General features: G+C 66.0%; 19 protein-coding genes. 4 read left to right on the top strand and 15 right to left on the bottom strand.

Annotation, left to right across the window (positions count from 1 at the left end):
* Nucleotides 1–60: 60 nt before the first annotated feature.
* Nucleotides 61–2,871 (bottom strand): DUF3857 domain-containing protein, encoded by a 2,811-nt coding sequence (locus NYR55_RS11955; protein WP_260021715.1) that lies wholly within the window; start codon nucleotides 2,869–2,871, stop codon nucleotides 61–63.
* Between the two features lie 96 nt (nucleotides 2,872–2,967).
* Complete coding sequence (uvrC, locus tag NYR55_RS11950; RefSeq protein ID WP_260021713.1) at nucleotides 2,968–4,890, bottom strand: excinuclease ABC subunit UvrC; 1,923 nt, start codon at nucleotides 4,888–4,890, stop codon at nucleotides 2,968–2,970.
* Between the two features lie 84 nt (nucleotides 4,891–4,974).
* Here uvrC and NYR55_RS11945 point away from each other — a divergent pair, with 84 nt between their 5' ends.
* Complete coding sequence (locus NYR55_RS11945; protein ID WP_260021712.1) at nucleotides 4,975–5,535, top strand: hypothetical protein; 561 nt, start codon at nucleotides 4,975–4,977, stop codon at nucleotides 5,533–5,535.
* 9 nt (nucleotides 5,536–5,544) lie between these two features.
* On the opposite strand, the gene NYR55_RS11940 is transcribed toward NYR55_RS11945, so the two are convergent.
* From NYR55_RS11940 to NYR55_RS11895, 10 genes are all read right to left on the bottom strand, one after another.
* Nucleotides 5,545–5,850, bottom strand: a complete 306-nt coding sequence (locus NYR55_RS11940; RefSeq protein WP_260021711.1) for a hypothetical protein — start codon at nucleotides 5,848–5,850, stop codon at nucleotides 5,545–5,547.
* A gap of 36 nt (nucleotides 5,851–5,886) precedes the next feature.
* Nucleotides 5,887–7,761 carry a CHASE3 domain-containing protein gene (locus tag NYR55_RS11935; protein ID WP_260021710.1) on the bottom strand — a complete coding sequence of 625 codons (1,875 nt, stop codon included), beginning with the start codon at nucleotides 7,759–7,761 and terminating at the stop codon, nucleotides 5,887–5,889.
* A gap of 59 nt (nucleotides 7,762–7,820) precedes the next feature.
* Nucleotides 7,821–8,387: a hypothetical protein gene (locus tag NYR55_RS11930; RefSeq protein WP_260021709.1), complete on the bottom strand. Its 567-nt coding sequence runs from the start codon at nucleotides 8,385–8,387 to the stop codon at nucleotides 7,821–7,823.
* Nucleotides 8,380–8,877, bottom strand: a complete 498-nt coding sequence (locus tag NYR55_RS11925; RefSeq protein WP_260021708.1) for an ATPase — start codon at nucleotides 8,875–8,877, stop codon at nucleotides 8,380–8,382. Before NYR55_RS11925 ends, NYR55_RS11930 begins: the two co-directional genes overlap by 8 nt.
* A 65-nt stretch (nucleotides 8,878–8,942) precedes the next feature.
* Complete coding sequence (locus NYR55_RS11920) at nucleotides 8,943–9,170, bottom strand: F0F1 ATP synthase subunit C (RefSeq protein ID WP_260021707.1); 228 nt, start codon at nucleotides 9,168–9,170, stop codon at nucleotides 8,943–8,945.
* A 45-nt stretch (nucleotides 9,171–9,215) separates the two neighbouring features.
* Nucleotides 9,216–9,980, bottom strand: a complete 765-nt coding sequence (locus NYR55_RS11915) for a F0F1 ATP synthase subunit A (RefSeq protein WP_260022361.1) — start codon at nucleotides 9,978–9,980, stop codon at nucleotides 9,216–9,218.
* A 95-nt stretch (nucleotides 9,981–10,075) separates the two neighbouring features.
* Nucleotides 10,076–10,396 (bottom strand): AtpZ/AtpI family protein, encoded by a 321-nt coding sequence (locus NYR55_RS11910; protein ID WP_260021706.1) that lies wholly within the window; start codon nucleotides 10,394–10,396, stop codon nucleotides 10,076–10,078.
* A 185-nt stretch (nucleotides 10,397–10,581) separates the two neighbouring features.
* On the bottom strand, nucleotides 10,582–10,983 hold the full coding sequence (locus NYR55_RS11905; RefSeq protein WP_260021704.1) for a YdbL family protein: 402 nt from the start codon (nucleotides 10,981–10,983) through the stop codon (nucleotides 10,582–10,584).
* The gene (locus NYR55_RS11900) at nucleotides 10,983–11,216 is read right to left on the bottom strand and encodes a YnbE family lipoprotein (protein ID WP_260021703.1); all 234 of its coding nucleotides are present in this window, start codon (nucleotides 11,214–11,216) and stop codon (nucleotides 10,983–10,985) included. Before NYR55_RS11900 ends, NYR55_RS11905 begins: the two co-directional genes overlap by 1 nt.
* A complete protein-coding gene (locus NYR55_RS11895; RefSeq protein ID WP_260021702.1) occupies nucleotides 11,213–14,455 on the bottom strand; it encodes a YdbH domain-containing protein in 3,243 nt (1,080 codons plus the stop codon). Before NYR55_RS11895 ends, NYR55_RS11900 begins: the two co-directional genes overlap by 4 nt.
* Nucleotides 14,456–14,564: 109 nt before the next feature.
* Here NYR55_RS11895 and radC point away from each other — a divergent pair, with 109 nt between their 5' ends.
* Entirely contained in the window at nucleotides 14,565–15,248 is a 684-nt protein-coding gene (gene radC, locus NYR55_RS11890; RefSeq protein ID WP_260021701.1) for a DNA repair protein RadC, read from the top strand.
* 75 nt (nucleotides 15,249–15,323) lie between these two features.
* Here the strand turns inward: radC and NYR55_RS11885 are convergent, their stop codons facing one another.
* Both NYR55_RS11885 and NYR55_RS11880 read right to left on the bottom strand, forming a co-directional pair.
* Nucleotides 15,324–15,506, bottom strand: coding sequence for a CsbD family protein (locus NYR55_RS11885; protein WP_260021700.1), 183 nt, complete (start codon nucleotides 15,504–15,506; stop codon nucleotides 15,324–15,326).
* An 89-nt stretch (nucleotides 15,507–15,595) separates the two neighbouring features.
* Complete coding sequence (locus NYR55_RS11880) at nucleotides 15,596–16,018, bottom strand: hypothetical protein (RefSeq protein WP_260021699.1); 423 nt, start codon at nucleotides 16,016–16,018, stop codon at nucleotides 15,596–15,598.
* A gap of 255 nt (nucleotides 16,019–16,273) precedes the next feature.
* Here NYR55_RS11880 and purB point away from each other — a divergent pair, with 255 nt between their 5' ends.
* Nucleotides 16,274–17,608 (top strand): adenylosuccinate lyase, encoded by a 1,335-nt coding sequence (gene purB, locus NYR55_RS11875; RefSeq protein ID WP_260021698.1) that lies wholly within the window; start codon nucleotides 16,274–16,276, stop codon nucleotides 17,606–17,608.
* On the opposite strand, the gene NYR55_RS11870 is transcribed toward purB, so the two are convergent.
* Nucleotides 17,584–18,654, bottom strand: a complete 1,071-nt coding sequence (locus NYR55_RS11870) for an acyltransferase (RefSeq protein WP_260021697.1) — start codon at nucleotides 18,652–18,654, stop codon at nucleotides 17,584–17,586. The genes purB and NYR55_RS11870 overlap by 25 nt on opposite strands.
* Before the next feature lie 109 nt (nucleotides 18,655–18,763).
* On the opposite strand from NYR55_RS11870, the gene NYR55_RS11865 reads away from it, so the two are divergent.
* Entirely contained in the window at nucleotides 18,764–19,843 is a 1,080-nt protein-coding gene (locus NYR55_RS11865; protein ID WP_260021695.1) for an HD domain-containing phosphohydrolase, read from the top strand.
* Nucleotides 19,844–19,852 lie beyond the last annotated feature (9 nt).

The following is a 19,852-nucleotide window of genomic DNA, read 5'->3' as shown; positions in this document are numbered from 1 at the left end:
TAAAGAATGTGCCAAGATCGGCGGGCGAACCGGTTTCGTGGTTCTGCGATGGCCCGCTGGTTACGGCTTGATGCCGTACCGCACATAATCCTCGTCGATGCGCGGCGACAGCATCCGGGCGGCGGCCAGATCCGCATCGCCCTCTGCCGCCTTGCCCTGACGCCGCTGGATGATGCCGCGCAGGTACAGGCTGCCCGGCATATAGGGGGCCAGGTCCATCGCGGCCTTCAGATCGGCCAGCGCATCGTCCATCCGGTCCATCCGGAAATACACCATCGCCCGGCTGTCCAGCGCGGACGCCGGATCATCGCTCAGCTCGATCGATTTGGTGCAATCCTTCAGCGCGGTGTCCAGGGCGACGTTGCGCGTCCCCTTCAGCCAGCACCGGTTGTTCAGCAGGTCCGGGTCGCCTGGCGATGCGGCAAGCGCCTCGTCCATCGCGGCCAGCGCCAGGTCCATCTCGCCCATTTCCGCCAGCACATCGGCCTTGTGCGACAGGTAACTGGATTTATCCTCGCCGCCCTCGGCAATGCGTTCGTCTAGCAGTTCGAGCGCGGCATCGCCCTGCCCGATTCGCATCTGTAGCATGGTCAGCGCGCTCACTGCACCAAATGACCCCGGATCGATGGCGCGCGCGGCCTGAATGTCGGCAAGCGCCTTCTTGTCATCCTTCATCAGTTGATGGACGCGCGCGCGCCACAGCAACAGGTCGGCGTCGGTTTCGATAGCGATAGCACTATTCAGGTCGGCCATCACGGCCTTCCAGTCCAACAGCGTGGCATAGAAATCCGCGCGATTGGTCAGCGGCTCGCGCTTGTCGGGCTTTGCCTTGATCGCGGCGGCATAGGCGGCCAGCACGGGGGCAAAGGCATTGGCCTGCTTGGCGGCCTGAACCTGCTGCCATTGGGGCGGCGTTGCGGCGGGCGCGATCAGCTTGAGCGAGCGGCTGCCGGCCCGTGCCATCGCCTGCCGCGTGGCCGCGATGTCGGCGACCGCGATTTCCGTGCCGGTCGACTTGATCTCGTCCTGGATCACCAGCCAGCCGTCATCGCCGATCGCGGCCTTTCGCGTCAGGCTGCGCCCGGCCAGCGTTGCGGGCAATTCCACATCGCCGTCCAGCCGGAAATCGCGGCCTTTGCCCGGCAATTTCACCCGCTGGCGCCACACCATATGTTCGGCATCGCCCGTCGACACGGGCAGCGTGCGCCAAGCAGTCCGCGACCGGTCCGGCGAAAAAGTAATCGACGAAACCGTCTTGTCGAGATTCAGCACGCGGCGCTCGCCATCGCGGGTCCAGCCACCGCTGGCCACGCCGGTCATGGTCACGGTGGCGGTGCCAGTCGCGGCGTCGAACGCCATCTGATGACCGGTCATCGTCGCGCCTTGGCTCAGGATGCTGCGGTTGATGCCATTCGCCATCTGCTCCATGGCTTCGGCATTACCCTGCGCCTGCGCCGCCTTGAGCTGTTCGACCAGCGGCCCGCGCATCGTCATCCACGCGGTATAGGTGCCGGGCACGTCGATACCGGCCGACAGGTCATGCTCGACCTCCGCCTGAAACTGGGGCCGGGCCGGCGCGCGGGCATCGATCGGCATCAGTGCCGACCCGTCGGGCCGCAGCGGCAAGGCAAAGCGGAATGGCGGCACATCGGCCATGTCGGCCAGCTGCGCGCCCGCGCTCGTGCCATCCAGCCAATAGCTCGTGCCGCCGATTTCCGCCCGGACGATCACATGGTCGAACGCCGCAGGGATTGGCAGACGGCCGGGCAACAGGCCGCCAAGCTGGCTGTGGACCAGAACCGGCTCCGCCTTGATCTCAAGCGCGTGCAGCATCGACAGCAGCAACAGCGTCTTCGCCTTGCAGTCGCCATAGCGCAGCCGCCACGTGTCGGCCGGGGTCTGCGGCCGGTAATTGCCGCCATTCATGCCGTTGAACAGGTAACTCACCTGATCCTGTACCGCGATCAGGGCCAGCGCCGCGCGCTTCAGCGGATCGGTTTCGGCGGCGCGGATCCGGGCGACTTCGCCGGCCAGCGGGCTGTTCGCCGCGATCAGGCCATCGGTTTTGTAGAGCGCGGCCATGGTCCGCGAAATGCTCTCCCAGTCGGCAAAGCTGGTCGCTTCAAGGATCGGCAGCTTGCGAAAGCGCACTGGCACGTCATCGGGCAGTTCGGCCGGTTTGGGCAGGGTGCCGATCCATTCCAGCTCGTTCCAGTCGCCATTGGCCACCGCCTTGGCCGTGAAGCCATCGGCATAGCTTTGCCATGCGATCTTCTGATCCTTTGGCCAGATCATGCGGGTGCGGGAATAACCGATCTTTGCCGGTTCCGCGGGCAGCGCCACCGCCGCCTGCACACCGCCGCCCAGCGCGCCATCCTTGTTCGTCTCGGAAAACCGCATCCGCAGGACGTCGCCGACCTGCAGCCCCTGAACCGACAGGGTCGCGGTCAGCATCCCGTCGACCCAGCGCTGCTCCAGCCGCTGTTCACGGCGCAGCACCTCGAACTTCTGCCCGCCCTTCAGCACATCGATCACCTCGCCGCCGCGAAGGATTTCGACGGAATGGACGATCAGGTCGCCGGTATCCGGGTTCCACGCCAGACGCAGGTTGCCAATATCGCCCAGCATCTGCGCCGTCGCCGCGCGGGTGGCCAGATCGCTGTAAACCCAGGCTTCGTCGCCGTTCAGCCGGACCTGCTGGTCGCGCACCTGCAAGGGGGGATCGGCATCGGTCAGCTTGGCGGCATTCAATGCAGGGGCAGCTTTGATCCAGGTGGGTGTGGCCTCATACCGGATCGTCTCACCCGCACTCGCCGCCGACACCCAAGCCAGCGCCATCACCAGCCACGCACACACCCGAACCCACATCATGCCGATTTCCGCCCCCACGGTGCGGTCGCAAAATATCGACCCCCCGTTCAGGGGAGCGTAACGCGCCCATCCCGCCGCCCGCAAGCGGCAAAGCGTTCAATTCGGGTGATAAAAATCGTAAACCTGCTGGGCCACCGCCGCGCTGACACCGGGTGTCCGCTTCAGATCGTCCAGGCTGGCCGATCGAACCGCCTTGGCCGTGCCGAAATGCATCAACAGCGCCTTTTTCCGGGCCGGACCAATGCCAGGCACCTCGTCCAGCGGCGATGCACCGATCGCCTTCGCGCGCTTCTCCCGATGCGCGCCGATGGCAAAGCGGTGCACCTCGTCACGCAATCGCTGAAGGTAGAACAGCACCGGCGCGTTGACCGGCAACTGGAACTCCCGCCCATCCATCAGGTGGAACACCTCGCGCCCCTCACGGCCATGATGCGGCCCCTTGGCGATGCCGACCACCGGCACATCCTCGATGCCCAGCTCCTCCAGCACCTGCATCGCGACGCCCAGCTGCCCCTTGCCGCCATCGACCAGCACCAGGTCGGGCCATTCGCCCCGTTCCCGGTCCGGGTCCTCTTCCTGCGCGCGGGCAAAGCGGCGGGTCAGCACTTCGCGCATCATCGCGAAATCGTCGCCGCCCACGGTGTCCTTCCGCTTGATGTTGAACTTGCGATACCCGCCCTTCCGGAACCCCTCCGGCCCGGCGACGATCATCGCGCCCAGCGCGTTCGTGCCCTGAATATGGCTGTTGTCGTAAACCTCGATCCGGTCCGGCGGCGCGGGCAGGTCGAACAGATCCGCCACTTCGGCCAGCAGCTTTGCCTGGGTCGTGCTTTCCGCCAGCCGCCGGTCGAGCGCCTCCACCGCATTGCGCTGCGCCTGTTCCATCAGGCGGCGGCGCGCGCCCCTCTGCGGCACGCTGATCGCGACCTTGTGCCCGGCCCGCTCGCACAGCGCCTCGGCCAGCAATTCCGCATCGGCCAGTTCGCGATCCAGGAACACGTTCCGCGCGGGCGGCACTTCCTCATAGAATTGCATCAGGAACGCGGCCAGCACCTCGTCTTCCGGCACATCGGCGACGTGCGTGGGGTAAAAGCTGCGATGGCCCCAATTCTGCCCGCCGCGGATGAAAAACGCCTCGATCCCGATGACGCCCTGCTTGGCGGCCAGCGCGAACACATCGGCGTCACCCACCCCGTCGGCATGGATCGCCTGACTGCCCTGAATGAAGGTCAGCGCCTTCAGCCGGTCGCGCAGCACGGCGGCCAGCTCGAAATCCATCGCTTCCGCCGCCGCCGTCATCTGCTGGCCCAGCTTGGCCTGCACCTGCGTCGATTTGCCGGTCAGGAACGCCTTGGAATCGGCAACCAGCTCCGCATAATCCTCGGTGCTGATCCGCCCGACGCATGGCGCCGAACACCGGCGGATCTGATACAGCAGGCACGGCCGGTCCCGCGTCTTGAAGAAACTGTCGGTGCACGATCGCAGCAGGAACAGTTTCTGCAGCGCATTCAGCGTCTTGCGCACCTGACCCGCACCCGCGAACGGCCCGAAATAATCGCCCTTTGCCCGGCGCGCACCACGATGCAGCTGGATCCGCGCAAAGTCGTGATCCTGCCGGATCAGGATGAAGGGGAAGCTTTTGTCGTCACGCAACAGGACATTGTAGGGCGGCCGATACCGCTTAATCAGCTGCGCCTCCAGCAACAGCGCCTCGGCCTCGCTGCCCGTGGTCACGATCGTCATCCCGCGCGTCTGCGCGACCATCCGCTGCAACCGTTTCGACAGCCGGGTGACCTGGGTGTAATTGGTCACCCGGTGTTTCAGCGCCCGCGCCTTGCCGACATAGAGCACATCGCCCCGCGCATCGGTCATGCGATAGACGCCGGGCCGCGTGGGCAGGGTATTCAGGACGTTGCGAATCGCCGCCACCCCGACCTCCAGGTCGGGCTGTTCCGCGCCGCGCACGGCATAAGCGGCCTTTTCCTCGTTAAACCGGTCGGGGCTGTTGGGGGTCGACATCGTCCGGTGGGATTTAGGGGCGCAGCAGCGGAAACGCCAGCCATGGCTTGACGCGAACCCGGCGCCGCATCAGCCTGTTGACCCATGCTGCTCGTGCTTGCCCTGCTCGCCCAGACCGCTGCGCCGGATTGCACCCATGACCGGGCTGCGCTGCTCGCCCTGCCGCAACAGGCGTTCGATCAGGACATGGACGGCGGCTGGCGTGCGCTTGCCAATCGCGGCTGCGATGCACAGGCCGCGGACCTGATCCGTGACTGGCGGACCCGGCACGGCGCCAAAGACCTGATCCTGATATGGCACGAAGGGCAGATGCGCGCCAATATAGGTCAGACCGATGCAGCGATCGCCCTGTTCGATCAATCCCGCAAGCCGGCGGATGAGGATGCGCCGTTCGGCTGGAACCACTATGTCGATGGCAGCATCGCGTTCCTGCGCCGCAACCGGCCCGCGTTGGAACGGGCGCGGGCGCAGCTGGCGGTGTTGCCACGACCCGAATGGTACAAACCTGTCGATCGGGAGGGCAGGCCTCAGCCCGTGCAATGGCCGATGAACCTGCACGTGCTTGACGGGTTTCTTGCGTGCTGGGATCGGCCCTACGCCGAAGCCTATGGCTGCGGCATCCTGTCCCGCGCGAAGCCGAGCTGATCCCTCCGCTTATTTGATCGCCGCCAGATCCTTTTCGGCGGCGGTCAGCATATCGTTCGTGATCTGACCCTGCGCCAGCGGCTGCAGCTGCTTCAGGCTCATCTGCTTGAACTGATCATACATAGGGTGCTTCAGCATTTCGGGAAAATGCTTGTCCAGCACGGCCTTGGACGCCGGGTTGGCCGCCAGCGTCTCGACGGGCGTATCCAGGGACAGGGCGACGGAAGCCGCAGGCGTCGTCGCCGGCTTGCCACCATGCGCCGAATGATCCTGAACCACCGGCATCGTCGCCAGCATCACCGCAAGCGTCATCATCGGCACGCTCCTTTCCCCTGTCCTTGACGACCGGCGTCAGGCGCAGCCGGCTTCTCCGTCGATCACCTGCCGGACCTTTTCCGCCAGTTGCCGCATCGTGAACGGCTTGGCCAGAAATGCAACATCATGATCCAGCATCCCGTTATGGACGATGGCGTTGCGGGTATACCCGGTGGTGTAGAGCACCGGCAATCCGGGCCGCTTTTCCCGCGCGGCCTCGGCCAGCAGTCGGCCGTTCAGGTCGGGCATGATCACGTCGGTGAACAACAGGTCGATGCGATCGCGCTGGTCCAGCAATGCAAGCGCACGATGCGGATCGGCGGCCTCGATCACGCGATAGCCGAGTTCCTCCAGTGCGGTCACCGACATCCGACGCACCCGCTCCTCGTCCTCGACCACCAGCACGACTTCGCCTTCGCGCGCCTGGGGCAGCTGCTCCCCGGCATCGACCCCCAGCGATGGCACGGCTACCTCGCCAAAATGGCGGGGTAGATACAGCTTGATCGTCGTGCCGACCTCTGTCTCCGAATAGATTTTCACATGGCCGCCCGACTGCTTGATGAAGCCATAGACCTGGCTCAGGCCAAGACCGGTGCCCTTGCCTACGCCCTTGGTCGTGAAGAAGGGATCGAACGCCCGCTGCATCACCTCAGGCGGCATCCCGCTGCCGGTATCACTGACCGAGATCATCACATATTGCCCGGCCGTCACTTCGACATGTTCCGCGGCATAGGCGTCGTCGAGATGCGCATTCGCCGTCTCGATCGTCAGCCGCCCGCCCTCGCCCATGGCATCGCGGGCATTGACCGACAGGTTCAGGATGGCGTTTTCCAACTGGCCGGCATCGATCAGGCAGGGCCACAGGCCACCGGCCAACACCGTTTCGACGCGGATGCCGTCGCCCAGCGTCCGGCGAAGCAGTTCGGACATCCCGCCGACCAGGCGATTGGCGTCGATGGCGCGGGGCGCAAGCGGCGACTGGCGGGAAAAGGCGAGCAGACGCGCGGTCAGCTCTGCCGCCCGCCTTGCGCCCTCCTGCGCATTGCCGATCATCTGCCCGGCCCGTTCCGGATTGGTACCAAGATGCCGGACGGCCAGCTCCAGCGATCCGGTGACGATGGCAAGCATATTGTTGAAGTCGTGTGCGATCCCGCCGGTCAGCTGGCCGATGGATTCCATTTTCTGCAGCTGGCGAACCTGGGACTGTGCCTCTTCGCGCGCACCTGCCTCTTCGATCAGCAGCTGATTGGCGGCCGCCAGCTGATCCCGCGCATCATTCGCCTGTCCCAGCCGGCGCTGCAGCTGGCGCAGCACAAACGCCCCCAGCAGCAAGGTGCCAAGCGCGCTGAGCACCAGCCAGCCAAGGACATTGCGGGTCTGCGAATTGGCCGCATCGTCGCGCTGACGCAGCAAGCCGCGCTCGATATCCTTCATCTCGCCGCTCAGCGCGCGGATCTCGTCCATGACGCGCCTGCCCTCACCCTCCCGGACGACGGCTGCGGCATCGATCATACCCCCCAGCCGGGCGGCATCGACAATGCGCGTCGATATTGCCAGCTTTCGGGCGGCCAGCACCTGAAGCTGGCGAGCGCGGGCAAATTGTTCCGGATTGTCGGAAACCGATTTGACCAGTTCGTTCAGCTCGCCCGGCAGCCGGCGGCGCGCCATCAGGAACGGCTCGGCAAACTCCGGATTGCGCGTCAGCGCATAGCCGCGCGCGCCGGTTTCAGTATCCTGGATGATGGAAACGATGCTGCCGATGCGGTCATGGACCTGCAAGGTATGGAGCACGCGTTCGTTTGCGGCCCGCTGGTCGCGGACCAGCATGATCGTGGCGACAATCGCTGCGGTAAGGATCAGGAACGCTGATGCAAGGATCAGCAGTCTGGCATCGATCGGGCGGCGGGTCATCCCGCCGCCCGTGCCCGTTACACTCGGCAAGCGCAACGAAAATTATTGTGCAGTCGGCTTCAGTTAAGCCGCGACAGGCCAGCGATGGTCCGGTCGACCAGCGGCTTGTCGGCATCGGCGCCGTGATTGGCGGCGATGATGGCACCGGCGGCGCGCGTTGCAGCGTCGGCGGCGGTCGCGCGGACCTCGGCCAGCGCCTGACGCTCAGCAGCGGCGATCTTGTCCTCGGCCATGCGGGCGCGGCGGGCGATCAGCGCATCGGCATCGGCCTGCGCCTTGACGACCAGCGCGTCAGCTTCGGCACGCGCGCTTTCCACCATTGCCTTGGTCTCCGCCTCGACATTGGCGATCCGGCGGGCGTAATCGTCGCGCAGGCGCTCTGCCTCCTCGCGCAGCGCCTTGGCCTCGTCCAACCGCGTGCGGATGGCGGCAATCTGCTTGTCCAGCATCGCACCGATCAGGGCGGGCACGCCCTTGACCAGCAGGATGAGCAGGAAGACCGCCATGGCCAGGCTGACCCAACCCGTCGGGTCAAGGAACAGGGCGGTCGGATCGGCATGATGTTCGGCCGGGCCGCCATGAGCCTCGGTCGTCGCGGTCACGCCGCCATGCGCTGCTTCAGCCATGAATGGCCTCCTTCACCGCGGACCGCGCCGCTTCCTCGGTTACACTGACGCCGGACAGCCGGGCGACGATGTCGCGCGCTGCATCGGCGGCAACGCCTTCGACTTCGGCAACCGCTGCATCGCGCGATGCGGCGATCCGCGCCTCTGCCTCGGCGATCTTCTGCTCGGCGGCACCATTGGCCGCGGCCAGCGCAGCCTCGGTCGACCGGGCGCCCGATGCCTTTGCCTCTGCGATCAGCTTTTGAGCGGCTTCACGCGCGGCATTTTCCTTGGCCCGCCATTGCGCCTCGGTCGCGTCGGCCTGGATCCGCGCGCTTTCCGCTGCTGCCAGATCGGCAGCGATGGCGGCATCGCGCGCATCCATCGTCTTGGTCACCTTGGGCACCAGCCCGCGGCCGACCAGAACATAGGCGAGACCGAAAATCAGGACGATCCACAGCACCTGCGACAGCAGATAGCCAAGATCACTGAGTTGCGCGATTTGAGGCATTCAAGGCGTTCCCGTATCCTGCGGGCCGGAAGGATTCCGGCCCGGTCATCGTCCGTCGCGCAGAATTACGCGACGAAGATCAGCAGAACCGCGACGACGAACGCGAGCAGGCCCAGAAGTTCGGCGGCGGCGAAGCCGATGAACATGTTGCCCTGCTGGCTCGACGCGGCCGACGGGTTGCGCAGCGCGCCTTCCAGGAACGCGGCGAACACATTGCCCACGCCCAGCGCGGCCAGACCGGCACCGATGGCAGCCAGACCGGCACCCAGCAGCTTGATCGCATCAGCTTCCATTGAATTCACTCCTTAGGGATAATCAGGTGTTTGACGAAAATGGGATCAGTGATGCTCGTGCAGATGCTCGGCATCGTTGATGTAAAGGCTGGTCAGCAGCGCAAAGACATAGGCCTGCACCCCCGCCACCAGCAGTTCCAGCGCGGACACGCCGACCATCAGCAAAAAGCTGGGGATGCCCACCGCCGCGCCCAGACCGGCACCGGCATTCACCGAATTGACGATGAAATAGGCCAGCACCTTCAGCAGGATGTGTCCGGCGGTCATGGCAACAAACAGTCGCAGCGCCAGGCTGAACGGCCGCACCAGGAACGAGATCATCTCGATCGGCACGACCAGCAGCAGCACGGGGATCGGCGTGCCGTGCGGCACGAACAGCTTGAAGAACTTCAGGCCGTGCTTGCCGAAGCCGACCGCCAGCACGATGGCAAAGCTGACGATGGCGAACACGCCCGTCACCGTGAAATGGCTGGTAAAGGTAAAGGGGTGGACGCCAACGAGGCCCAGCGGAAGCAGGCCCAGGACGTTGGCGAACAGGATGAACATGAACAGCGTGAAGACGTACGGCACGTACTTCTTGCCGGCCGGGCCGATGTTCGCGCTGAGCAGGTTGCCGATAAAGCCGGTGAAGCCTTCGACCGCCATCTGCCAGCGGCCGGGAACCATCTGACCCTTTGCGCCGCCGATCACGAACACCCACAGGGCGACGAGCGCGATCAGCATCCATGCCGCGGAATTGGTGAATGAAATCGCCGCATCGCCGACCGTGAACAACGGGTCGCCGATCGTCTGCACCTGAAACTGGTGCATTGGGTCGATCTTGCCTGCTTCTTCAGCCACTGCCCCAGCCATTCCCTTGGACGCCATTCCCGTCAAAGAACCAAGTTATAAAGCGGCGCCCGAAATTATTTCGAGCGCCGGTTCGCAATCCGGATAATGTTCCTGAAGGCACCCGCCACCCCAAGGGCAAGCATCGCCAGCAGGAGCCACGGCGAGGTATCCAGCCAGCTGTCGAGCAACCACCCGATAACGGCTCCCCCAACCAGCCCCCCGATCAGCTCGGCCAGCACGCGGTTGCCCATCCGGGTATCCGCCTCGCCCTTGTCGGGCTGTGCTTCGCCGCGCCGCACCGCTTCCTCGGCCTGCGCCCGCCGAAGCCGCTCTTCGAGCGAATCCAGCCGCGCATCTTCGCCAAGGGGGTCCAGTCCGGGCCTGCGATCGGTCATCTGCGTCCTTCTGTTGCCCGTGGGGGTCGGAGGAACGCCAATGCCGGGCGCCGGCCCGCCAAGGCAGGGGCCGTTTAGGAAGGGGGGACCCTTGAGTCAACAGGTGGGATTGGACCCCCGCGGCCGGGGGTCGGCGCGGCCACCGGGAAACCGGCGGCACGCACTGCATAGCTATGCGATCTGGCTTAGATGCACTTCGGATCGCGGACCGGGGCGCCCGCCCCCCGCGTCTGCCACGCGCCCGCCGGATCCATGTATTTTTCGCCCGGCGTTGTCCGCGCGATCAGGTTGCAGCCGGTCACGAACCCGCGCTGTTCCACCGTCCCGCCCTCGGCCTGCGCCTGGGTGGTATAGGCCTTTTTGCGCTGCAGGTTGATGTCGCTCACCATCTTGCGGACATCGGCGGACGCATTGCCGACGACACCCAGATAGCCGTCCGGCTGTTCGCCCACCTGCCCCGCCGCGCGGGCAGCCGCATAGGCAGGATCGCGCGCCTGAGCCAGCGCAGCCCCGGCCGACCCTGCCGCCGCCAGCGCCAGCAGCGCCGCCGTGATCTTCATGCCCGTCCTGTCCATCGCCATTCCCATCAGAAGATTCCCGGATTTTCGTCGATCAGCCGCTTTGCATCGCCATCGAAGCGATACACGATCTCCTGGCTGATCTTGATGTTGAGGTTGATCTCGATCGGCTTGTCCGGCGCATTCACAGTGATGCAACCGCCAAGGCCGGCCATCGCGACCGCCGCCATCATCGTCCAGCCAATCCGGCCCTTTCGCTTCGCTGCGGGCGGCACCACGCCGTCGCCAGTCGTTGCACTCATGGCATCTTCTCGCTTTCTATAGGCTGAATATCGGGTTGGGGCGGCTTAGGCGAGGCGATTATGCCCCGCGCCTGCGCCTCGCGCTCTGCCTGTTCGCGCAACAGGGTGGGCACGTCGAGGTTGGACGGATCATAGATCGATTTGGCGGAATCGATCAGTTGCAGGAACGGCGCCTGGATGCGGATGTTGAACACCAGCGGCAGTCGCGCCAGCCGCCGGATCAGGAAATTGCTCTTGGTCCCCGCGCCCTGAGCGACGCCGGCAAAGCGGATTTCGGTAATCATGTCGCCGGCCAGCGGCCCGTTCAGCGCCAGTTCCAGCTCGCGATAGCGGATAGCGCGCAGCGCCTGGAACGCGAAATCGCCCCATGCGCCCAGCTGTTCCTCGCTCAGTTCGCCCAGATAGGCGAGCGTGCCGCCGCCCTGCCGCACCGCCAGCCGCCCGCCCTCGACCCGCGCACCGCTGGCATCGAACAGCACCGGAATCACCCCGTCGAACGTGCCCGTGGCGTCCAGATTGTCGAAATCGAACTGTTGCAGGAACTGGTCCGCATCCACGCCCTCGGCACGGAACACCATCTGCTTGGGCGCGGTGCTGGCGAAATCGAGCACTGTCGGCTCCAGCACCATCGCCCCGCCCGCCAGCGGCCAGCGCCCGCCTTCGATCGCCACCTTCTGTCCGGCCAGCAGGCGATACCGGATTTGCCCGTCGCGCACCGGAAAGCCGGGATTGACCTCGGCCAGCCGAACCACCTGCCCCGGCTCGGTTTCCAGCGACAACAGGTCGGAAAAGCGCAGTTCGCCGGACAGGCCGGTGACCGGGCCGAATGCCGCCGCCAGGTCCAGGCTGTCGGTGCGGAACGTGCCGCCGCTGGTCACCCCCTCGCCAGTCCAGTTGATCGTGCCGCGCCCGCTCACCTCACCCTTCACCGCCGCGACGACGCCGAAGGCCAGTTCGGTCAGGTCGCGCGGCTGCAGGCCCCTTTCGGCAAAGCGGATACCCGGCACATGGATCACGGCGTCGCCAACCGTGCGCGACAGATCGTGCCGGATGGTGACGGCAGCGATCGTCTGATCCCCCCGGGGCAGGGTCAGCGTGCCCGAGGTCAGGATTTTGCTGTCGGCCAGGGTCAGGCGGATGTCGTTGCTGACCATCGGGTTGAACCGGGGTTCGCGCGGCGGCTGGCCCGGCTCGACCGCGTTCACATCGTCGCTGACGGTCAGGCCGCCACCGACGGCCAGCGCTGCATCGGCAAAGCGCCATTCGCCCGCCCCGTTGGACAGGAGCAGCGGCACGCGCGCAATCTGTCCGTTCAGGCCCACGAACCGGCCCGATACGCCGCCGTCCGCGATCGCCCCGTCCAGCTTCTCTGCGGCAAGACGGTTGACCCGATCCGGCGCACCGATCGCCAGCGCGGGCCGGTCCAGCGCGAACCGGCTGGCGGCAAGGTCGAAACGGCCGCGCGCTGCATCGACGGTCAGCGGCGCGCCGCCCAGCGTTCCGGCAAGGCGCACTGCGCCGGTCGACACGCCGCCTGCTACCCGGCCATCGGCAAGCCGCAGCATGGCGCCATCCGTCGGACACAGGGCCATTCGCGCGGGCGTCAGTGCCAGGGTGCTGATCAGCAGTTTTTGGAACGCCAGCGGCGCGCAGCCGGGATTGACCGTCAACCGGCCATTGGCGAACCGCGCATCGATGGGCAGCGACAGGCCATCCACCCGCCCGCCGGGCAACGGCCCGCTGAGCACCGCAGCGCCCGTCATCTGCGCGCGTCCTTCAGCCAGCTGGAATGCCACTTGATTAAGCGCCAGGCTGGCATCCCCCGCGCGATAGGGGGCGATCAACGCCTGCCCCGTCACCGCCCCGCCCGGCCGCGCCTGATTCAGGCGGATCAGCCCATCGGGCAGACCGCCGCCGCCGAACGCGACCCTGCCGTTCAGGGTCAGGCCGCCCGCCGGCCATGAAAAACGCGCGCCATCGCCATCGGTCAGCGACAGTCGCGCACCGCTGGCCGCGTTCAGCGTCATCCGCCGAAGCTGCCCCGAAACGGCACCGCCCTTTGCCTCCACCGCCAGGTCAGCGGCAACCCGCGCATCGCTGGCCATCGCGCCCAGCGCATCCGTCAGTCGATCGATCAGCGGCCCGACCGGCGTTCCCGTGCCGCTGCCGCGCAGGGCAGCAACCTGTCGCCGGACCGCGTTGCCCGCCCGCATGCCATCCAGCGTCAGCCGCGCATCCAGCGCCTGAGCCTTGCCGTTCCTATATTGGCCGACGACCCGCACCTGCCCCGCCGATGCCAGATCGGTCGTGATCCCCGATGCGGACAGGTCCATGCTGCCGCCCGTTGCGCCGGGTCCGCCATCGAACCGGACGGTGCCGGTCAGCGTGCGCATCGAAGCGCGCGGGTCATTCAGCGCACCCAGCGCCAGCCCCGCCTGACCGCGCCACCGGTCCAGCCGTTCATTGAGCGCAACCTTCACCGCCACGGACGACGCGCCCAGCGTGGTGGCGTCGCACCGCGCACCCGCGATGCGAAGCGGCCCGTCGAACCTGGGCTGGCGGGCAGCGATGCGGATATTGCCATACAGCGTCATCCGCGCCGCGCGGCACGGCCCGGACGTGACCTTGGGCGCCACTGCGGCGATCCTGCCGCGAAATCCGTCGTCCAGACGGCCCGATCCGGTCAGTTTTACGCCCACCTGCCCCTGGTCGGTGTCGATCCGGGCCCGCCCGTCCCCGATCGCCAGCGCGATTCGTGGCAGGGAAAACGGTTTGCCCGACGGCGCGGGCATCAGCCGGTCCAGCGTGCCCAGCGTCAGCTTGCCACCCACCACCCTGCCCCGCATCCGGACCTTGCCGGCGCGCACCGCCACCACCTCCGGCTCGCCAAAGCCCAGGCTCAGGTCGATTTCCGCCCAATCGGCGGTCAGGTCGGGATTGGCTGGATCGCCCAGCATCAGATTGGTGATCCGCTGCGTCCGGAACCCGACATCGGCAATCGTATACCGGGCGGGCACGCCCCGCTGGATCAGGGCATCGCGGATGAACCCGTCGGCAATCGGCCGCCGCTGGCTCCACAATATGCCCGCCGCCGCGAACAGGATGATGGCCGACACCGCGGCGATCCGCGCCGATCGCCGCAGCAGTCGGCGCCGACGGGGCGATGCGGGCGCAGCACCCATGTCCAGGTCAAACGGTTCGGGCTCGCTCACGATCGCCGCACCGCTCCAGCCCGGCATCGTGGCAGGCATGCCCGGCAGGCCAATGCACTGGGATGGTTGGCGATCGTCATCACGCGTCCGGGTTAGCACGGCTTGCCGCCGACGCCACCTGTGCTACCGCTGCGGCATGAACGATCCCGGAACCGACGGCACCGGACACCGCGAACGGCTGCGCAAGCGGCTGCTCGCATCCGAGGGGCGGGACCTGCACGACCATGAACTGGTCGAATATCTGCTGGCAACGGCGCAGCCGCGCGGCGACACCAAGGGGACGGCAAAGCGCCTGCTGGCCAAATTCGGCAGCCTGCCGGACCTGCTGGCGGCGGACGTCGAATCGATCCGGCAGGTCGAGGGCGCGGGGGATGCGGCGGCCGCAGCGATCAAGATCGTGCGCGCCGCATTGGTCCGCACGTTGCGCAGCGAGGTGGAAAACCGGCCGGTCCTGTCCAACTGGCAGGCGCTGCTCGATTATCTGCGTGGCGCGATGGCGCATGTTCAGGTGGAACAGGTGCGCGTCCTGCACCTCAATACCCGCAATGCCCTGATCCTGGATGACGAGCTTGGCCGCGGGACGATCGATGAGGCACCTGTCTATATCCGGGAAGTCGTCCGGCGTGCGCTCGATTTCGGATCGGCGGCGATCATTCTGGTCCATAACCATCCCTCCGGCGATCCCAGCCCGAGCCGCGCGGACATCGACCTGACCAAAGCCATCGTCGCAGCGGGCAAGCCATTGAACATCAGCGTCCACGACCACCTGATCATCGGCCGAAACGGGCATTTCAGCATGCGGGCAAACGGGCTGATCTGAAGTCCACGGCCGCACGAGATACGAAAAAGGCGGCACCGTCTCCGGCACCGCCTTTTCCATTGTCGTGACGAACGATCAGATCTTGTCGCCCAAGGCGCCCTTGACGCTGCCGGCGATATCCTGGCCCGTGCCCTTCACCTGCTGGGCTTTGCCCTCGGCTTCCAGTTCGGGATTGTTCGTCGCTTTGCCAATCGCTTCCTTGGCATTCCCGGCGAGCTTGTTGCCAGCTGCTGCCAGCTTGTCGGTCAGTTCACCCATGGGACACTCCTTTCAATCCGTTCGGGACCTTAAAACTTTCGGCAAGACGAAGGGTTCCCATCACGAAAACCTCCGCGCTCCGATCAAGTTCAGGCCGACTGCGACAGGAACTTGGTCAGCTCCGGCTTGCTGACCGTGCTGGACTTGTCCGCATCGGCAGCAGCAAAGGCCTGACCCATCCAGCCCTGCATTTCGGTGGAGGCGAGGTCGGCGCCCGGCTCGCTTGCCTTGCGCAGCGTGCCCAGCCACGTGCCGAACTCTTCCTTGCTCAGCTCGCTGTTGCCATCCACGTCATATTTCGCCCAGTCGGCGTCGATCACCTGCGCCACCTGATCTGCGGTCGTCGCCGGCTGACCCTGGGCTGGGGCCGCCTGCTCGGGGGCTGTCTGCTCGGGGGCGGGGGCGGTCTGCGCCGCACCCGCGGCGGGATCGGCCGGGGCCTGCTGCATGTCCTGCGCAATCGCGGGGGTGGCGATCAGGGCCGCACCGGCCAGCATGATGGTCTTCAACATGGGATTGCTCCTTCAACATCATTCTTCGAATTTCGAACCGGCCGGTCCTGCCTTCATTGGGGGCAATTGGCGGAACCGGCCGGCACAGCCGAAGCTGTTGACCGACCAACGGCGACCGGATCATTTGGCTGCGAATTGCCCGCGCGGATCGGCTTTGCTACGGGCCGGTTCGCCCGGATTCCGAGTGCTGGGCACGACGAGCCGCATTTCAGCCCCATTCTCTGCCCGCCAGAATTGTAATCAGAAGGACGCCCGATGGTCCCCCGCTATGCCCGCCCCCAAATGACCGCCATCTGGACGCCGGAAGCGCGCTACGCGATCTGGTTCGAGATCGAGGCCCATGCGACGCAGGCGCTGGCCGATCTGGGCGTGGTTCCGCAGTCCGCGCCCAAGGCGCTGTGGGACTGGTGGGCGACCAGGCCCGCGATCGACGTGGCCGCTATCGACGCAATCGAGGCGGTGACCAAGCATGACGTGATCGCGTTCCTCACCTGGGTCGCCGAACAGGTCGGCGACGAAGCGCGCTTCATGCATCAGGGGATGACCAGTTCCGACGTGCTCGACACGACGCTGGCGGTTCAGCTGGCCCGTGCTGCCGACCTGCTGATCGCGGACCTTGATGCACTGCTCGCCGCGATCAAGCGCCGGGCGATGGAGCACAAGTTCACGCCCACCATCGGGCGCAGCCACGGCATCCATGCCGAACCCGTCACCTTTGGCCTCAAACTGGCGCAGGCCTATGCCGAGTTCGATCGCAACCGGGCCCGGCTGGTCGCGGCACGCGCCGACATCGCCACCTGCGCGATCTCCGGCGCGGTCGGCACCTTTGCCAATATCGATCCGCGCGTTGAGGCGTATGTCGCTGACAAGCTTGGCCTGACCGTGGAACCGGTGTCGACACAGGTCATCCCGCGCGATCGGCACGCCATGTTCTTTGCCACGCTGGGTGTCATCGCCAGCTCGATCGAGCGCGTGGCGACCGAGGTGCGGCATCTGCAGCGGACCGAGGTGCTGGAGGCGGAGGAGTATTTCTCGCCCGGTCAGAAAGGCTCGTCGGCCATGCCGCACAAGCGCAACCCGGTGCTGACCGAAAACCTGACCGGCCTGGCCCGCATGGTGCGCGGCTATGTCATCCCCGCGCTGGAAAACGTTGCGCTGTGGCATGAACGCGACATCAGCCATTCCTCGGTCGAACGCTATATCGGCCCGGACGCCACCATCACGCTGGATTTCGCGCTTGGCCGCCTGACGGGCGTCATCGACAAGCTGGTCGTCTATCCCGAGCGGATGGAACGGAACCTCAACCGCATGGGCGGCCTCGTCCATTCACAGCGCGTGCTGCTGGCGCTGACGCAGGCCGGGCTGAGCCGCGAGGACAGTTATCGCCTGGTTCAGCGCAATGCGATGAAGGTGTGGGAATCCGACGGCGCGCTGTCGCTGATGGACCTGCTGAAGAACGATCCGGAAGTGTCGGCGGCGCTGAGCGCAGAGGAGATCGAGGCGCGGTTCGACCTCGATTATCACCTGGCTCAGGTCGATACGATCTTTGCCCGCGTGTTCGGGGATCAGGCAGCGACCGCCGCGGGTTGAGGCGGGCCGAACCGGAAATGCCGTTTCAGGCGGTTGGCTGGCGCCTCGACAAAGCGCCAGGACAGCGCCGCAACGATCAGCGTCGCTGCGCCGCCCGCCACGAACAGGGCCGGGCCGGGATATAGGGCATATCCGGCCGTGCCGGCCAACCGGGTCAGCGCGGCCATGACGAACAGGTGATAGAGATAGACGCCATAGCTCACCTTGCCGATCGCGGTCAGCGGGCGGCTGGACATCAATGCGCCCACCGGCCCGCCCATCCCCTGATGACATAGCGCGACGGCCAGCATCATCGGCGGCAGGCTGATCATGGTCAGCGGCCAGTCCGTCAGCCCCGTCACGAACAGCGCCGCAATGGCGGGGACGGAGGCGATTGTCAGCACGATCAGCCAGCGCGGCACCCCGCCCTGCCGCCAGGCCAGCGCAAGCGCCGCACCCGCGCCTAGCGCGTCAATCGATGCGGGCAACAGCATGTACTTGCCGAAATGACTGGGCCAGAACCGGTCGGTCGCCAGGTGCCATGCCAGGGCGGCAAATATCGCGCCGATGGCGATGGGCAGCAACCAGCGGCGCCGGGGGATCAGCATCAGGAACGGCCAGATCAGATAGAATTGCTGTTCAATGGCCAGCGTCCAGAACGGGCCGACGATCCACGGCTGGAACCCTTGTCTGAACCCGAAATAGACGTTCGACAGGTACAGGACGTGCCACCAGCCACTGTCGCGGACCTGCTGGACATTCACGATGAGGATCACCGCCAGCAACAGATAATAGGCAGGCCACAGGCGAAGCGCCCGCCGCGTGAAGAACACCCGCCAGGCGCGCGGGCCAGTGCTGAACGCGGCATCGCTCGCCCGCATGTCGACCAGCATATGGGTGATCAGAAATCCGCTGAGGACAAAGAACAGCCGAACGCCGATCGATCCGGCGATCGATCCCGTGTCCCACAGATGCGTGAACAGCACCATGGCGACGGCGATGGCGCGCAACCCGTCCAGCTGTGGCCGCCAACCGTCACTGTCGTGCTTGATCGCCGAACCGGCCATTGCGCGTCGTTCCCCCACCGGACCCCGCCGCCGTCTACACCGAATTCAATCCTGCGCCAAAAATCACTTGCGTAACGGTTCGTGAAGAAACTGCGGATACATCCGCCGCATGGAAAGCTTGCTCAACATCTCCGATTGGAAACAACTGGCGGCGCAAGGCAAGAACGCTGCAGCACCGCGCAAACCATCATTCGGCAAGGCGCCCAGCCTGCACTTGCGGGCAAAGCCGGCGAGCCGCGCCGAAGAGCTGGCGCGCGCCAAGGAGATCATCGATCTCGCGCGGGAATCGATCGCCTACGCCTTTGCTTGCGCCCGCGGCGGGGACGCAATCGATGCAACGGCCTTTGTCCCCATCGTGAACGCGGTTGCCGCCTCACTGAACCGCAACGCAACTGCATTGCCCAGCCTGATCCGCCTTCGGGACGCGAGCGAGGCCGTCTATTTCCATGCGATCGGCACCAGCGGCCTGATGATCAGCATGGCCCGCGAACTGCGCCTGACGGCCGAAGAGGTCGCTGATTTCGGCATGGCGGGGCTGCTGCTCGACATCGGCATGACCGCGGTTCCGGCGGAGATCCTGGCCAAGGAAGGGCCTCTGGACGAAAACGAGCAGGCCGCCGTCAAGCGGCATTGCGAACTGGGCTGCAAGATGCTGGCCGAAGCCGGCGGCGTTTCGGATTTCGTGCTGCAGACGGTGTTGCAGCATCACGAGCGGCTGAACGGGTCCGGCTATCCCTATGGCCTGCGCGGCGATGAAATCGGACTTGGCGCCCGCGTGGCCGCCATCTGCGATTCCTTCGACGCCGGCACCTCGCCGCGCGCCTATGCGCAGCCGCTGACCGCCGCCCAGCTGATCGACGAGCTGCGCGGCAGCCCCGACGAATATGACAGCTCGCTGGTCACCGTCTTTGTCCGGATGCTGGGCGCATTCCTGCCGGGCGCGATGGTGCGGCTGGCCAGCGAGCGGCTGGCTGTGATCGTCGACGAGGGGGAAGACCCGCTGAACCCGCCGGTCATCGCCTTTCACTGCATCCCCAGCAACGGCCCGCTGGAATGGCAGCGGGTGGACACGCATCGCGACCGGATCATCGGCATCGAACGCCCCGATCGCTGGGCGATCCACGATTGGCCGGAACTGCGCCGGATGCTGATGCGCTGGAACCATGAAAATCGCCCCGCTCAGGCGTGATTTCCGGCG

The organism is Sphingomonas sp. BGYR3, from assembly GCF_025153455.1.
Classification (GTDB): Bacteria; Pseudomonadota; Alphaproteobacteria; order Sphingomonadales; family Sphingomonadaceae; genus Sphingomonas.
This window is presented reverse-complemented; position numbering and strand designations above follow the sequence as displayed.

Coding starts and splice junctions, on each gene's coding strand:
- NYR55_RS11865 (WP_260021695.1), top strand. CDS start 18,764: ATGGAAAGCTTGCTCAACATCTCCGATTGGAAACAACTGGCGGCGCAA.
- radC (WP_260021701.1), top strand. CDS start 14,565: ATGAACGATCCCGGAACCGACGGCACCGGACACCGCGAACGGCTGCGC.
- NYR55_RS11955 (WP_260021715.1), bottom strand. CDS start 2,871: ATGATGTGGGTTCGGGTGTGTGCGTGGCTGGTGATGGCGCTGGCTTGG.
- NYR55_RS11870 (WP_260021697.1), bottom strand. CDS start 18,654: ATGGCCGGTTCGGCGATCAAGCACGACAGTGACGGTTGGCGGCCACAG.
- NYR55_RS11920 (WP_260021707.1), bottom strand. CDS start 9,170: ATGGAAGCTGATGCGATCAAGCTGCTGGGTGCCGGTCTGGCTGCCATC.
- purB (WP_260021698.1), top strand. CDS start 16,274: ATGGTCCCCCGCTATGCCCGCCCCCAAATGACCGCCATCTGGACGCCG.
- NYR55_RS11945 (WP_260021712.1), top strand. CDS start 4,975: ATGCTGCTCGTGCTTGCCCTGCTCGCCCAGACCGCTGCGCCGGATTGC.
- NYR55_RS11900 (WP_260021703.1), bottom strand. CDS start 11,216: ATGAGTGCAACGACTGGCGACGGCGTGGTGCCGCCCGCAGCGAAGCGA.
- NYR55_RS11910 (WP_260021706.1), bottom strand. CDS start 10,396: ATGACCGATCGCAGGCCCGGACTGGACCCCCTTGGCGAAGATGCGCGG.
- NYR55_RS11905 (WP_260021704.1), bottom strand. CDS start 10,983: ATGGGAATGGCGATGGACAGGACGGGCATGAAGATCACGGCGGCGCTG.
- NYR55_RS11885 (WP_260021700.1), bottom strand. CDS start 15,506: ATGGGTGAACTGACCGACAAGCTGGCAGCAGCTGGCAACAAGCTCGCC.
- NYR55_RS11935 (WP_260021710.1), bottom strand. CDS start 7,761: ATGACCCGCCGCCCGATCGATGCCAGACTGCTGATCCTTGCATCAGCG.
- NYR55_RS11915 (WP_260022361.1), bottom strand. CDS start 9,980: ATGCACCAGTTTCAGGTGCAGACGATCGGCGACCCGTTGTTCACGGTC.
- NYR55_RS11925 (WP_260021708.1), bottom strand. CDS start 8,877: ATGCCTCAAATCGCGCAACTCAGTGATCTTGGCTATCTGCTGTCGCAG.
- NYR55_RS11895 (WP_260021702.1), bottom strand. CDS start 14,455: ATGCCGGGCTGGAGCGGTGCGGCGATCGTGAGCGAGCCCGAACCGTTT.
- NYR55_RS11940 (WP_260021711.1), bottom strand. CDS start 5,850: ATGATGACGCTTGCGGTGATGCTGGCGACGATGCCGGTGGTTCAGGAT.
- uvrC (WP_260021713.1), bottom strand. CDS start 4,890: ATGTCGACCCCCAACAGCCCCGACCGGTTTAACGAGGAAAAGGCCGCT.
- NYR55_RS11880 (WP_260021699.1), bottom strand. CDS start 16,018: ATGTTGAAGACCATCATGCTGGCCGGTGCGGCCCTGATCGCCACCCCC.
- NYR55_RS11930 (WP_260021709.1), bottom strand. CDS start 8,387: ATGGCTGAAGCAGCGCATGGCGGCGTGACCGCGACGACCGAGGCTCAT.